Annotated in this window: 11 protein-coding genes and 1 tRNA gene; 6 read left to right on the top strand and 6 right to left on the bottom strand. The window is 62.4% G+C overall.

Features of this window, described 5'->3' with window-relative positions; genetic code table 11:
• Window positions 1–197: 197 nt before the first annotated feature.
• The 5 genes from tgt to IEY49_RS09390 all read left to right on the top strand — a co-directional run bounded on the left by tgt (window position 198) and on the right by IEY49_RS09390 (window position 8,359).
• On the top strand, window positions 198–1,355 hold the full coding sequence (gene tgt / locus IEY49_RS09410) for a tRNA guanosine(34) transglycosylase Tgt (protein WP_189007256.1): 1,158 nt from the start codon (window positions 198–200) through the stop codon (window positions 1,353–1,355).
• Between the two features lie 332 nt (window positions 1,356–1,687).
• Complete coding sequence (locus IEY49_RS09405) at window positions 1,688–4,300, top strand: S-layer homology domain-containing protein (protein ID WP_189007254.1); 2,613 nt, start codon at window positions 1,688–1,690, stop codon at window positions 4,298–4,300.
• A gap of 100 nt (window positions 4,301–4,400) precedes the next feature.
• Window positions 4,401–5,339, top strand: a complete 939-nt coding sequence (locus IEY49_RS09400; protein ID WP_189007251.1) for a manganese-dependent inorganic pyrophosphatase — start codon at window positions 4,401–4,403, stop codon at window positions 5,337–5,339.
• Between the two features lie 155 nt (window positions 5,340–5,494).
• Window positions 5,495–6,700, top strand: coding sequence for a bifunctional folylpolyglutamate synthase/dihydrofolate synthase (locus IEY49_RS09395; protein WP_189007331.1), 1,206 nt, complete (start codon window positions 5,495–5,497; stop codon window positions 6,698–6,700).
• Window positions 6,701–6,877: 177 nt separating this feature from the next.
• Window positions 6,878–8,359 (top strand): carboxypeptidase M32, encoded by a 1,482-nt coding sequence (locus tag IEY49_RS09390; protein WP_189007249.1) that lies wholly within the window; start codon window positions 6,878–6,880, stop codon window positions 8,357–8,359.
• A 285-nt stretch (window positions 8,360–8,644) separates the two neighbouring features.
• Here the strand turns inward: IEY49_RS09390 and IEY49_RS09385 are convergent, their stop codons facing one another.
• Entirely contained in the window at window positions 8,645–8,896 is a 252-nt protein-coding gene (locus IEY49_RS09385; RefSeq protein ID WP_189007247.1) for a hypothetical protein, read from the bottom strand.
• Between the two features lie 301 nt (window positions 8,897–9,197).
• On the opposite strand from IEY49_RS09385, the gene IEY49_RS09380 reads away from it, so the two are divergent.
• Window positions 9,198–9,587: a helix-turn-helix domain-containing protein gene (locus IEY49_RS09380; RefSeq protein ID WP_012694195.1), complete on the top strand. Its 390-nt coding sequence runs from the start codon at window positions 9,198–9,200 to the stop codon at window positions 9,585–9,587.
• 143 nt (window positions 9,588–9,730) lie between these two features.
• Here the strand turns inward: IEY49_RS09380 and IEY49_RS09375 are convergent, their stop codons facing one another.
• From IEY49_RS09375 to lpdA, 5 genes are all read right to left on the bottom strand, one after another.
• The gene (locus IEY49_RS09375; RefSeq protein ID WP_189007245.1) at window positions 9,731–11,386 is read right to left on the bottom strand and encodes a polymer-forming cytoskeletal protein; all 1,656 of its coding nucleotides are present in this window, start codon (window positions 11,384–11,386) and stop codon (window positions 9,731–9,733) included.
• 77 nt (window positions 11,387–11,463) lie between these two features.
• Entirely contained in the window at window positions 11,464–11,910 is a 447-nt protein-coding gene (moaC, locus tag IEY49_RS09370) for a cyclic pyranopterin monophosphate synthase MoaC (protein ID WP_229780722.1), read from the bottom strand.
• Between the two features lie 74 nt (window positions 11,911–11,984).
• Entirely contained in the window at window positions 11,985–12,587 is a 603-nt protein-coding gene (locus IEY49_RS09365) for a DUF177 domain-containing protein (protein ID WP_189007239.1), read from the bottom strand.
• 110 nt (window positions 12,588–12,697) lie between these two features.
• Window positions 12,698–12,772 (bottom strand) — tRNA-Glu (locus tag IEY49_RS09360).
• Between the two features lie 165 nt (window positions 12,773–12,937).
• Window positions 12,938–14,344, bottom strand: a complete 1,407-nt coding sequence (gene lpdA / locus IEY49_RS09355; RefSeq protein WP_189007236.1) for a dihydrolipoyl dehydrogenase — start codon at window positions 14,342–14,344, stop codon at window positions 12,938–12,940.
• Window positions 14,345–14,388 lie beyond the last annotated feature (44 nt).

Below are 14,388 nucleotides of genomic sequence, written 5' to 3'. Positions count from 1 at the left end.
AGTAGCTCAGCTGGTAGAGCACTACCTTGCCAAGGTAGATGTCGCGAGTTCGAATCTCGTCTCCCGCTCCATTTCATTAGTCCCCTCGAAAGAGGGGGCTTTCTCGTTGTGTTTTCCGGACCTATTAAAGGCATACGCGTGCTTATCCGGATTGGTCGCGATGCCCATTCACCTCGAAAGTACGGCACAATAACCCGGTGTTTGAGTTCACTGTTGAGCATCAGCAGGGACGGGCCCGCGTAGCGAAGTTTCACACTCCCCGCGGTGCCGTCACCACCCCCATGTTCATGCCTGTTGGTACCCAGGGAACTGTTAAAGGAATCAGCCCTCAGGAGCTGCTGGACATCGGATCGCAAATGATTCTGGGGAACACCTATCACCTTATGCTCCGCCCTGGAGAAGCACTGGTGCAAGCTCATGGCGGCCTCCCTGGTTTTACGGCCTACCCAGGCCCTTTCCTTACCGACTCCGGAGGCTTCCAAGTCATGAGCCTCGGCCACATGCGGAAGATCACGGAAGAGGGCGTGACGTTCAAGAGTCATCTGGATGGTAGCCTCGTCCATCTAACGCCGGAGCGGAGTATTCAGGTGCAGGAGGCGCTTGGCGCTGATGTCATCATGGCGTTTGACGAGTGCCCCCCGTTCCCTGCGGAGCGCGAATACATTCAGCATAGTCTGGAACGAACAGTCCGTTGGCTCGACCGATGTGTGGCTGTAAAGACCAGTGATAGGCAGGCTCTGTTCGCGATAGTGCAGGGGGGAGTACATGAAGATCTCCGCCAGCAGAGCGTGAATCTTACGTTGCCTTTTGACACACCGGGCTTTGCTATTGGCGGGCTGGCTGTTGGGGAAAGCAAGGCAGAAATGTTCCCAGCAGTTTCGTTTACAGCTGCCCTTTTGCCAGAAAGCAAACCACGTTACCTGATGGGCGTAGGACATCCGGAGGATCTGGTGGCTGGCATCGCACTGGGGGTTGACATGTTTGATTGTGTGTACCCAACCAGAACAGGGCGCTTTGGCTACGCATTGACCGATGATGGGCGGCTGAACATGAACTCAAGCGCGCCGCGCACAGAACTTCGTCCTCTGGACGAGACGTGTGACTGCTATGCCTGCCGTCACTACACCAGAGCCTACCTGGCACACCTGATCCGTGCTGAGGAAATGCTGGCTCCCCGGATGCTGTCTCTACACAACCTGCGTTACCTGCACTATCTGGTGGAGCGCGCCCGGACAGCCATCGCGGAAGGAAAATTTCACGAGTGGGCCACGGTTTGGGGCGAGCGCTACTTTAAAGGCAAAATTCCTGAATGGTATCAGCAGGCCTTGCTGACTGGTACTGGCGAGCGCATCTGACTTCACGTTTGGGCGGAGACGTATTTTGTTTCTTTATGAGAGTGCGAAGGCCCTGAGCTTGGGGTTCTCCTTAACGTCTTCGTCAGAAATAGGCCCTGTGGCCTAAAAACAAGAGTTTATGCCCTTCTCAGGGTTGACCCTGAGTTCTTCACACTAGTATCATCCCCATGATCTGACTTCTTTTGCAGCCATAAGGCCACTGAAGAAGTCAGGTTGCGCGAAGGAACGAAGACGGCGGTCTACCCCGGGAGAGGAAACTCGGCAACTCGCCCCAGCGTTACCCTCAGAGCCGAAAACGCTCCTTTCCGCGCGACACCTCTTGGGGGTTCCATATGAAGAAAAGCCTGATCCTGCTCACCGCCGCACTGACGTTCGGCAGCATGGCCTCCGCGCAGACCACCGCGCCGGCCAGCGCACCCCAGGTGCCTGCCCTGACCGACGTGCCTGCCGGCCACTGGGCCAAGGACGCCATCGACCGTCTGGTCAGCCGTGGCATCATCCTCGGCTACCCCGATGGCACCTACCGCGGTACGCAGAACCTGACCCGCTACGAAGCGGCTGTCATCATCGCCCGCCTGCTCGACCAGATGCGCCAGGGCACGGTCACCAACATTGATGCCGAGACCGTGACCTCGCTGCAGAACGCCATCCAGGAACTGGCTGCTGACCTCGCCGCCCTGGGTGTGCGCGTCACCGACCTGGAAGAGAACGCGGTTAGCCGTGACGACTTCGCCCGCCTTGAGCAGCGCGTCGAAGGCCTCGCTGGCCAGAACGGCGACGCCGAAGCCCTGGCCAACATCCAGGCTCAGATCGACGAACTGACCGCCCGCGCCGACGAGTTCGACGCCCTGCGCGCTGACGTTGACGACAACGCCAGCAGCATTGCTGCCCTGAACGACCTGACCGTGCTGCTGAACCAGGACATCCTGGACCTGCAGGACCGTGTCAGCGCCGTTGAAGCTGCCCAGGCTGACTTCGTCACGCGCACTGACTTCGACAACCTGAGCACCCGTGTTACCGGCATCGACACCCGCGTTACCGCTCTGGAGCGCCTGCCCCGCTTCACCGTTGTAGGTAGCCTTACTCCCACCTTTGGCCGCATCGGTCTGGTTTCTGGCACCACCAACTTCGATGTGGATCGCCTGACCGCCAATACCCCTCTGTCCTCCAGCGCTGGTGGATTTGCAGATGGCGACGTGACGACCCCCGACACGACCACCAATTTCACGGGCACGGGCCTTGGCTTCGGCATTCGGGCCAGTAACCTGACCACTGCTAACGGCGCCTTCATTGTCAACAACGCAGAACTCAACTTTGGCACCACCAACGCCGCCAATATTCTGGGTGGGCCTGTGGGTGTGGTTCTGAATGACGCGAGCGCCAACGGCACCTTTGGTGGCCAGAAGTTTGACGTCCGTTACAGCGCTTATCAGAGCAACTTCAAGTTCCAGAACTACCTGTTTAACAACAGCAACGCCACCGGCAACCGTCGTGGATTCGTGGCCAACATTGCCACTACTTTGCCTGGCAACCCCAGCGTGACCATCGTTGCAGGCAACACCAATGCAACGCAGATGACCGGCCAGGCCAACACGGTAGCTGCCAACTACTATGGCGTGCGCGCCGCTTATAACCCTACCGGTGTGGGCAGCTTCGGCGTGTCCTTCGCCCAGGTGGAAGGCTTCCGCAGCGCACTGGGCACCGACTTCAACGTGAAGTTCGGCCCGCTCGCCTTGGTGGGTGAAGGTGTCGTCAGTGTGCCCAGTCTGGCTGCAAACAACATCGCTCTGGGCAACTTCCGCGATCCTCGCACCCAGGCTGACGGTGCTGGTTACGTGGAAGGCCGTGTTGACCTGGGGGGCATCCGCTTCGGTGCGAACGCCCGTGCCATCAACCCCGAGTTTGAGGTCACCACAACCAACCCTGCTACCCACAACGCCGGCATGCAGACTGCCGACAGCATGCCCTACCAGCCTAACCAGATCGGCTTCGGTGCAGCGCTGGGCACCGATGTAGGGCCTGTGGCTCTGGGCGCTTACGCGGATAGCCGCACCGACTGGCTCGGCAATGGCCGTGTAACCGGCTTCGGCGTCAAGGCCGGTGCGAAGCTGGGTGCTCTGGAACTCGTCGGGTTTTACAACAGCCTGACGGTGAACGGTGTGGCTGCTGACGGCACCACTAACTTCAGCTCCTCCAACCAGAACATCAACCGGAACGGTGCTGGCATGGGCATTGCCAATGTGCCCCTCTCCATGACCAGCAGCTTTGGTGCGCAGATCAGCCACAGCGGCACGGCGGAGAACGCCCTGGTCAGGAACCTGAACTTCACCATCGGTGACGCTTACTTCTACGTGGGCAACACCAACCGCTTCTACGTCTTTGGTGACTACAGCGCTAACGTGGGTGGCTTCACCATCAACCCCCTGTTCCGCTACAACCTCGTGACGGACCGTGATACCGCCGCCAACAACTTCAACACCCTCAAGTATGGTGTGAAGATCGCTTCGCCCGTCCTGACCAGCGTGCCCTTTGAGCCCAGCATTTACATCAACGTTGTCAACCGCATCACCAATAACGGCACGGCAACTGGAGTGCAGGCTAGTGGCACCAGCACGGAACTGCTGGGTCAGGTGGGCATCAGCCTGAACAATGTGCTGGCAACAGGTGTTTCTGCCAAAGTTGGCTACTCCTACTACCAGGGCTTCGGCGTCGCACAGGATCAGGTCACCCGCGGTACCTCGAACGCTGCCTTCGATGCATCGGTTGATCATATCTATGGCGCCCGAGTTGCAGGCCTCGACTCTGGCAGGATGGATGGTGTCTTTGGACAGGTTGCCTACCAGGGTCTCTCTGCCAACTACGGCGTGTTCCGCTACACCAACCTGCTTACCAACCAGCAGAGCGTTGCTCAGGGCTTCAAGGTCGGCTACAGCTTCCGCTTCTAAACCCCCTCACTTCGAAAGCCCCCGCTATGTGCGTGGGGCTTTTTGCTTTATATAAGGATAGATGCCGTCCAGGTGCGGCGGAAACCGCTAATATTGCGGCATGATTGCTGTATTTGGTCATCGCAACCCGGATACGGACGCTATCGCCTCGGCCATGGTGTATGCCAGGCTGCTGTCCCGGCAGGGGATGGAAGCGCAGGCATACCGTCTGGGAGAACTCAACTTTGAAACCTCGTACGTACTGCGTGAACTGGGCCTGGAAGCTCCGGAACTCCTGCCGGATCTGAAGAATGGTACTCAGGTAGCGCTGGTGGACCACAACGAGAGTGCACAGTCCGCTGCTAATCTGGCTGAACTTTCCGTCACAAGGGTTGTAGATCACCACAAACTGGGTGACCTGGTCACGTCCGATCCGCCTTACCTGCGCTTTGAGCCGGTAGGCTGCACGGCAACGATCCTGCTGAAGCTGTTTCGCGAGGCCAACCTGAGTGTGGAGCCAGGAGATGCGAAGCTGATGCTCAGTGCCATCCTGAGCGACACGCTGCATTTTCGCAGCCCGACGACTACAGCGGATGACCGAGAGGCGGCAGAGTTTTTGGCACCTATCGCAGGAATTGAAGACATGGCGTCGTATGCCATGGCCATGTTTGCGGCGAAAAGCGACCTGGGTAATACGCCTGCCGCTCAGCTGCTCAAGATGGATTACAAGGTCTTTCCTTTTGGGGAGCCGGCGCAGCAATGGGGCATCGGTGTCATTGAGACGACCAACCCGGCGTACGTGTTTGGGCGTAAGGCTGAACTGCTGCAGGCCATGGACGAGGCGCGTGCGGAGGGCGGCCTTAACGGTGTTCTGCTGAGCGTGGTGGACATTCTGAACGAGACCAACCGTACGTTTATCCTGAGCGCTACCGAACATAAGGTGATTCAGGAAACCTTCGGGGTCGAAGTGGTGGATGGTGTCGCCGATCTGGGTGGTCGGATCAGCCGCAAGAAGCAGATTGTGCCGGCACTGGAAGCTCACTTCACTTCGGGGACTTAGCCCGGAGACGGAAACTGGTTGTGAACTGAGGAGGCCACGTGCCTCCTCGTTTTCATGGAGCTGTGCGGGAACCCTGTGGCGGCCCAGGAGGCTATGCTGCGGGCGTGACGGCGGATGCGGATCTAGAATGGTTGTTTTCCCGGCAACGGTTCGGGATGCATCCAGGTTTGACACGAGTGCGGGCGTTGCTGGCCTGTTTAGGTGAGCCGCAGCGGAGCTTCCGGGTGGTGCTGGTGGGTGGCACCAATGGAAAGGGCAGCACCGCTGCCTCGCTGGCAAGCATATTGGGGGCTCATGGCCGCCAGGTAGGCCTGTTCACCAGTCCGCACCTGACCCGGTTTGCTGAACGCTTTGTGGTGGGTGGCGCGCCACTGCCCACAGAGGTAGTTTCGCGCGCCCTACGGCAGGTACGTCCACACGCTGAGGCTGTGGAGGCTTCGTTTTTCGAGATTGTGACCGCCCTGGGGTGCCTGCTGTTTGCTGAGGCTGCGGTGCAAGACGCTGTCATGGAGGTGGGCCTGGGGGGTCGGTTGGACGCAACGAACGCTCTTGAGCCAGCCCTGAGCATCATCACCAATGTCGGGCTGGATCACACCGAGGTGCTGGGTAGTACGGTCGAAATGATTGCAGCGGAAAAAGCCGGGATTCTGCGACCGGAGCGTCCAGCGATTACGGGGGCAGCACACGAAGTCTTGCCTGTCCTGGCACGTGAAGGGGCAGACCTCTGGAGTCTGGAAGGCCGGGTGCAGCGCCACTCACTTGGATGGGACGGAGAGCAGGTCATGGTTACCCTGCCTGATGAAGTGAGGCTGGCCTTCCGGACGCCATTGCTGGGGGCACACGGCGCACAGAACGCTGCCCTCGCTGCCGCTGCCGCTTTCCGGCTTGGGGCGTCTCCTGAGGCTATTTCCCGTGGCGCACAGGTCACCCAGTGGCCGGGCCGGATGGAAGTTCTCCCCTTTGCTGAGGGGCGGATTCTGCTGGACGGTGCCCATAACCCGGACGGTGCATATGCGGTCGTCCGGGCGCTACGTGATTTGGGCGTCGAACGGTTGCCGCTGGTGTTCGGTGCAGCAGCAGATAAGGACCTGATGGGGGTGGCGGCCGCGCTCAGGCCCGTGGCATCTCAGGTGATCCTGACCCGGGCCAGACTCAGTCCGCGCTCAGCTGACCCAGCGACTCTGGCATCGCTGTTTCCTGAGCATCCGGTCACCCTGACGGACTCCCCCGAGCAGGCCCTGGAGGCCCTGAAGAATCTAGGAGCACCTCTGGCACTGGTGTGCGGCAGTCTGTACCTGATCGGAGAGGTGCGGCCTCTGCTCCTGGGGCACGCTCCAGAAGGGCTGGAGCGCTGGCAGTAGCACCAAAAATTCTGGGCTGAACGCCAACTGGTCAGAGGCAGGCCTATAGCCGATAAGACGGTCAGCGCTCAGGGACCACGTGACGGACCGGCCGAAGCAAGCACATCAAAACCAGCGTCCGTGTGGAGCAGTGCGCCAAATGGCCTAGGCGCCCGGGCCAGCGCTACCCTGGAGTCCATGAGCATGGAACAGCTGAAAAGGCGCCTCGGGCAGGTCAGTGACCTGCGTGCGGCAGAAGGCCTGATGTCCTGGGATCAGGAGACGCACATGCCATCCGAGGCCGCGCAGGTGCGCGGCGTGCAGATGGCCACCCTGGCCGGTCTGGCCCACGAGATCTTTACTAATGCCCAGACTGGCATGCTGCTCGAAGATGCCCAGGCTGGAGACGAGACGGATCAGGCCATCGTGCGTGTGGCCCGGCGCGACTACGAGCGCGCCACCAAGCTTCCCACGTCTTTCGTCGAAGAACAGACCCGGGCCCGCAATGAGGCGCATCACGCCTGGGTCGACGCTCGCAAGAACAGCAGCTATGCGACCTTCGCCCCGCATCTGACCAGGATGATGGACCTCGCGCGGCGTCAGGCAGACCTGCTGGGGTACCAAGAGCATCCCTACGACGCCCTGATGGATGCCTACGAGCCCGGCATGCGGGCCAGTCAGGTCAGGGCCGTCTTTGCTGACCTGCGTGACCGTACCCTGCCCCTGGTGCGCCGTATTGTCGACTCCGCTGACGCGGCCGATTACAGCGTGCTGGAGCGCCCCTTTCCTGCCGAGGCCCAGAAGGCCTTCGCGTGGCGGGTAGCGGGGGAAGCGTTTGGCCTGCAGCCCCTCTTTGCACGGCAGGACGAGAGTGCCCACCCCTTCCAGACCAATTTCAGCCGCAGCGATCTGCGCATCACCACGCGGGTGGAGCCGTACTGGCCCGCGTGCCTGTTCGGCACCTGGCACGAGGCCGGGCATGCCATGTATGAGCGGGGCGTTGCTGGGCGCTGGGAGCGCACCCCTGTCTCCCGGGGGGCAAGCCTGGGTGTGCATGAGAGCCAGTCGCGGATGTTCGAGAACCTGCTGGGACGCAGCCGCCCCTTCTGGAACCGCTACTTTCCGCAGCTGGCCCAGGCAGCGCCCGAGGTCGCGGCGGGACTGGACCCGGAGACGCTTTACCGCGCCGTGAACCGCGTCAGCCCCAGCATGATCCGTGTGGAAGCCGACGAGGTCACCTACAACTTTCATGTGATGTTGCGCTTTGAGCTGGAACTGGCACTGCTGGAAGGCTCGCTGCAGGTGGCCGATCTGCCGGAGGCCTGGAATGCGCGTATGAACGAGTACCTGGGCCTGACCCCCCGTAACGACGCCGAAGGGGTCTTGCAGGACGTGCACTGGTCCGCCGGACTGATCGGTTACTTCCCGACCTATACGCTGGGAAATCTGCTCAGCGTTCAACTGCTCGAAGCCGCGCAGCAGGACGGAACTGTGGCCGCCGGGGTGCAACAGGCCGAGTATGGACCGCTGCTGGCGTGGCTGGCCGAGAACGTTCACCAGCACGGCCGCAGCCTGACTCCCGAGGAACTCACTTTGAAGGCCACCGGGCGCCCACTGAGCGCTGATCCCTATGTCGCCTATCTGCACCGCAAGTACGGGGACATCTACAACCTGAGCTGACAGCACTGGTGGTGGCTACCACTGCCCTGGGCATTTCCCGTAGCTATAGATGCCAAGGGATATCAAGACCAAAACATAAACAGAGCAAGGCCCGGCGTGCAGATTGTCGGGCCTTGGTCTGGTTATGTTCAGGGAAGTTGGACCACTGGAGGGCGTGGCGCGCTGGGTGGTGCGGGGGGACGAGGACCCAGCTCAGGGCGCGGCACGGGCGGGCCTGGAAGACGGAAGGGAGGCTCGGAACGCGGCGCCGGTGGCATCGGTGTGAGCATAGAACCCCTTTGGAAATCAGACAGCCTGGCGGCGTTCGGCCTGCGTGATCAGATAAGCCCGGGCCGCACTCAGCCAGGTTTGGGCCAGGGCAGTGTTGGGATGGTCACGGTGACGCAGGGCAGTGGTGCCCAGCTGAAGCTGCCGCTCGATGCGGCGTACGGCACCCAGGCCGCCCTCGTTCTCCACCTGGATCAGGGTGTTCATAACAGTAGTGGGGTGAACAAAACCAATACGAATGCTTTCGGCAATGGTATCCAGAGCGCGCATGAGGTACTCCTTCCCGTCTGAGGGCAGACGGCGAGGTAAAGCAGAAAAGTCGTTCGTCAGGGGTAAAAGCCTTCTTGATTACGATCATAGCAGATCGCATCGTTGTGGGCAAGAAGGATTCCCTTCTATTCTGTATTGACCGTACCGGAAAGCGGTGTTACACTCCAACCAAGGGTGCCCGATTCTGCCTACAGGCAAACGCTCCCCCAGGCGGCCCGCCCGGTCACCGCACAGTTCAGGCCGATTCAAGGCCTGAGTGGGCACGGATACGAGGCCATGCCGCAGCCCAGGAGGTGAATACATGAAACTGCACGAACGACTCCGTGAACTGCGCAGCGAACGGGGGCTGCGGCTCAAGGATGTTGCCGAGGTGGCTCAGATCAGCGTTCCTTACCTCAGCGACCTCGAGCGTGGACGGACCAATCCAAGTCTGGAAACCCTCCAGACCCTGGCTGGTGCGTACAACATCACCGTCCATGACCTGCTGGAAGGCGTCGAGTTCTACGGGGCCTCTACCGAAGGCGCTCTGCCCAAGGGACTGTCTGACCTGATCGCCGACCCCACCCTGGGGCCACAGATCACGCCTGACTGGGTCCGTACCCTATCGCGCATCGAACTGCGTGGCAAGCGTCCCCGCGACAAGCAGGACTGGTACGAGATCTATCTGCATCTCAAACGCATCCTCAGCTGAGGATTCTCAACATGAAGCCGGACCGCACCAGTGGTCCGGCCTTACTTTATTTGATGCGGGATCGTAAAGCTTCAGGGGATAAAAATCAGCTCTGAGTGCTGAACTGGGCGCCAGACAAAAAGACCATGACCTGAAATTGTTTATCAGGGCCGCTGCTGCAGGTGCTCGCGGGCCAGGACCAGTGTTCCGGCTCCCCAGGCGCCACCGATCAGGGCGAGACCGAATGCCAGTGGCGGCTGACTGAGGCTGGCGGCTATTGCACTCAGGCCCAGCAGGGCGCCCACAGCGTCCGGAACCGGTAAACGCATCCGGGTGGCCAGCGCACGTCCAACGTCATAGGCGCTGACACTCAGGCCAATTGCAATCACCAGAACAGCCAGGGCTGCCCCCAGCAGTGCCGGACCCAGCAGCCCTGCCAGCGCCAGCGCCAGCGCCGGACCCATCAGGGCAGCCAGAACCAGGACTCCCAGGGCCAGGGTCCGCATGGGAGCATGGCGCTGGCGCCTCGCGAGACCCGGCGCGGCGCCAGCCACAAAGAGAAGCAGCAGAGCCCCTCCGGTCAGCGTGACAAACACCTGGGGCCAGGCAGCGGCGCCCAGCCAGCCCAGTACCGGACGGAACGCCGCAGCGGTGGCCAGGCTGATTCCGGCCGGCGGCTGCGTCTCCAGAGCCTCCAGGTCCCCCGGCGCATGACCCAGCAGGGCGTTGACACGTCCACTGACCTGGGCGCCGGGCGAACGCTGCACGTCACCCAGCAGGGTCACCACCTCACCCTGAACCCGGGCGTCTTCCTGAAGGTGCACGTCGCCGCCGACCACGATCACGTTTCCCCTCACCAGTCCCTGCACCGTGATGTCCTGACCAAAGCGGATGTCCCCCTGACCAACCACCTGATACAGCGCCGGCAGGGTCAGCACCGCCGAGAGTGCGAAGGCGCCGGCTCCCACCTGCCGTAGCCCTGGGGTTGGGCGCCAGGTCACCAGCAGGCTGGTCAGCAGCAGCAGGCCCAGCCCCACACCCGCCACAGGTGAGACCTGGGCCAGCAGGGTGCGCAGGACCAGCATGCCCGCCGCCAGATTCGGCCAGGCTGTCGTGACCGCCAGCAGCGTCAGGCTCAGCAGCAGCGCCACGACCAGCAGCAAAGGCGCCGGGTTATGCCGCCGCAACGAGGGCAGGGTATGCATGGGGGGCTGCGCAGAGTGCCCGGCTGGCCGGTGAGCCGGCTGCAGGACCCCGGAGGTCCCTAGGCGTGCCACCACGCTGGCCGCCACCGAACGGGGCAGGGAAGGGGGAGTAAGGTCCAGCTGCCGCGTCCCCGCCACCTCTGCTGCGACACTGGCGGCGACGCTGCGAGGGATCGCCGGCTGTGGCAGGGCAGGAGGGTTGAGCTTGCGAACAAGGTCAACCGTACGCGTGACCTCTTCAGCCACACTGACGGGGAGGGGAGGCAGACTGGCCTCACCGAGTTGCCGCGAGACCCGGATGTCTGACTGCACCTGTGCCGCCACAGACACAGGCAGCTGCGCCGGACGCAGAACCTGCAGGCGGGCACTCCATGCCACTTCCTGCGCAGCTGGGAGGGCCACGCTGCGGGGCGCTACCGGAGCTTCCAGGGTGCTCAGCGCCTGGGCGGCATGGGCCAGCCTGACCCGTTGCCGCTGCACTTCTGCCTGATCAGGCAGGGTCGCCAGTGAAGCCTGGGCCTCGGGGGGCAATGCCCCTTCTGCTTCCAGATGCAGCCACTCCAGCCACCCCGGGGTGGAGGCGTCATGCTCTGGATTGTGACGACTCCCGCCCATATGTCCTCTCTACGTTAAACGGCCCACGCGGGTTCCCGGCATCTGTCTAGATGGCTGAGATATCTGCAGAGTGTACGTCACGGCCACGGGGCGCGGGAGGGGGCTTCGTAATCCCCGCTTTTGCCTCCGGTCTTGGCCAGCAGACGTATGCCGGTAATTTCCAGGGCCTTGCTGGCTGCCTTAAGCATGTCGTACACGTTCAGGGCGGCGACAGTCACGGCTGTTAGCGCCTCCATCTCCACGCCGGTTGGGCCGGTGGTCCTGACCGTGGCCTTGACGCGTACGCCCGCAGGTTCCAGAGTGACCCGAACCTCTGCTCCGGTGACTGGAAGCGGATGACACAGCGTGATCAGCTCTGCCGTGCGCTTGCTGGCGGCCAGTCCGGCCAGACGCGCCACAATCAGCGGATCACCTTTGGCATTGGTCCCGGCCTCCAGGGCGGCACGTGCTTCGGGGGGAAGACGGACCCAGGCCTCCGCGGTGGCCGTGCGGGCCGTGGGCGCCTTGTTACTGACATCCACCATGCGCGGCAGGCCATCGCTGAAGTGGGTCAGCGCCGGAGCCCCGGCATCTGGGTCAGGTCCTTCCAGGGTCAAGCTCAGTCCTCGGGCAGTTTCAGGCCCTGCAACGCCGCGAAGGGGGTTTGTTTGGCATGCACGGTGCCTTCGGGAACGCCCAGTTCGTCGTCGATCTCCTCGACCGGCACCTGGGCCATGTGCTCGCAGGGGCCGTCATTGAGGTCATGGCCGCAGACCTGACACAGGCCCTTGCAGTCCGGCGCGTGCAGCACGCTGAGCGGCGCGGCCAGCAGGGTGGTTTCGGCCAGGTAAGCACTGAGGTCCAGGTTGGGGTCGCCGAACACCAGTATTTCCTCGCCGGTCTCGACTTCTTCCAGATGCGGGATTTCCACCGAGGGCTCGTAGCGCATCAGGGTGCCCAGCGTGAGGTCCAGCGGCACCTGGACCTCGCGCAGGCAGCGGGCGCATTCCATGACCAGGGTGGGCTCAAACGTGCCCTGCAGATACATCTCCTGGCCACCCAGGGGATTGATGTCGACTTCGAAGTAGGCCGGCTGGGCAAAGGACAGGGTCTGTTCGGCGCCGCCCTGCTCGTAGGTCAGCTCGGTCAGTTCGCCTTCGGCGTGCGCGTCCTCGGAGGAGCGCAGCAGCGAACCCAGGTGAATGCGGGGCGAATCGGTCATCCTGCCATGATAGGGCCAGCCCGGCGCGACGACAGGGCAGCCGGCACCATACTTTCCCGAAGCCACAAGAGAGCCAAAAGAAAAACCTCCGCCGAGGCGAAGGCTTTTAATGGTGACCCCAACGGGATTCGAACCCGTATCGCTACCTTGAAAGGGTAGTGTCCTAACCGTTAGACGATGGGGCCACACCACTTCAGCTGTTGAAATCGCTTGCGCGCTTCCTGAACTGCCTTTCAAGGGGCGCCGTTTCCGGCACGCACAGAAAGATACAGGCCAGAGGCGCCTTCCGTCAAGGGGCCATGAAAAAAAGGTGGGAAGCCTGAGCCGCCCACCCCTGATCAACCCGGGAATTACATGTGGAGTGCGCGTTTGTCGGCCGCGAGCGCCGCTTCCTTGACCACTTCGCTGAGGGTGGGGTGAGCGTGAACCGTGCGCGCCAGATCCTCGCTGCTGCCGCCGAATTCCATGATGGCCACGACTTCACCGATCAGCTCGGACACGCCGCCGCCGACCATGTGGATGCCAATCAGCTTGTCGGTCTGGGCGTCGGCCACAACCTTGACAAACCCGCGCGTATCGCCGTGACCCAGGGCCCGGCCGTTGGCGCTGAAGGGGAACTGTCCGGTCTTGACCTGGAGCCCTTTTTCCTTGGCGCCTTTCTCGGTCAGCCCGGCCCAGGCGATCTCGGGGCTGGTGTAGATCACCCAGGGAATCACGTCGTAGTTCACATGCCCGGCCTGACCGGCGATCATCTCGGCCAGGGCCACCCCTTCTTCCTCAGCCTTGTGGGCCAGCATGGCGCCGCCGATGACGTCTCCGATGGCGTAGATGCCCGCCAGGTTGGTGCGGTAGTGGCTGTCGACCTTCACGAAGCCGCGCTCGTCGAGTTCCAGGCCCACCGCGTCGGCACCCAGGCCCTGCGTGTTCGGCACGCGCCCTATGGAGACGATCAGCTTGTCAAACTGCGCCGTCACCGCGTTGCCGTTTTCCTGATAGGTCACGGTCACGCCGGCAGCGTCCTGGGTCACTTCGGTGATGCTCACGCCAAAGTGGAATTCCAGACCCTGCTTCTGAAACTGCTTGAGGGCTTCTTTGGCCACGGCGTCGTCGGCGGCCATCAGGAAGCCGGGCAGGGCTTCAAGCACCGTGACCTGCGCGCCCAGGCGGCGCCATACGCTGCCCAACTCCAGACCGATGACGCCCGCGCCGATCACGCCGAGCTTGCCGGGCACCTGCTCGAAGGCCAGCGCGCCGCTGTTCTCCACGATGTGGCCGCCGAACGGGGCCAGCGGCAGGGCGCGGGGGTTGCTGCCGGTCGCCACGATCACGTGTCTGGCCCGCACTTCGGTGCCGGCCGCGTCCACGATCCAGCCGTCACCGTCCTGGCGGACCAGCCGGCCCAGGCCAAAGAAACTTTTCACCTTGTTCTTCTTGAACAGGTAGGCGATGCCGCCGGTGAGCTTGTCCACCACACTGGCCTTGCGCGACAGCATCCGCGCGACGTCCACACTGGCGCCCTGCACGTCGATGCCGTGCTCAGCCGCCTCGTGGGTGATCATCTCGAATTTTTCCGAGGAATCCAGCATCGCCTTGCTGGGAATGCAGCCCACGTTCAGGCAGGTGCCGCCCAGTGAGGGTTTGCCGTCCCGTTCGAAGGCGTCCACGCACGCTGTGCTGAAGCCCAGTTGCGCCGCGCGAATGGCGGCCACGTAACCCGCTGGGCCGCCCCCAATCACCAGAACGTCGAAAGAATCCATACCGCCTTGCAGCGTACCACTGCCCCTGAAACCGGAAGGTGCGG

Origin of the sequence: Deinococcus malanensis, from assembly GCF_014647655.1 — a bacterium.
Classification (GTDB): Bacteria; Deinococcota; Deinococci; order Deinococcales; family Deinococcaceae; genus Deinococcus; species Deinococcus malanensis.
This window is presented reverse-complemented; position numbering and strand designations above follow the sequence as displayed.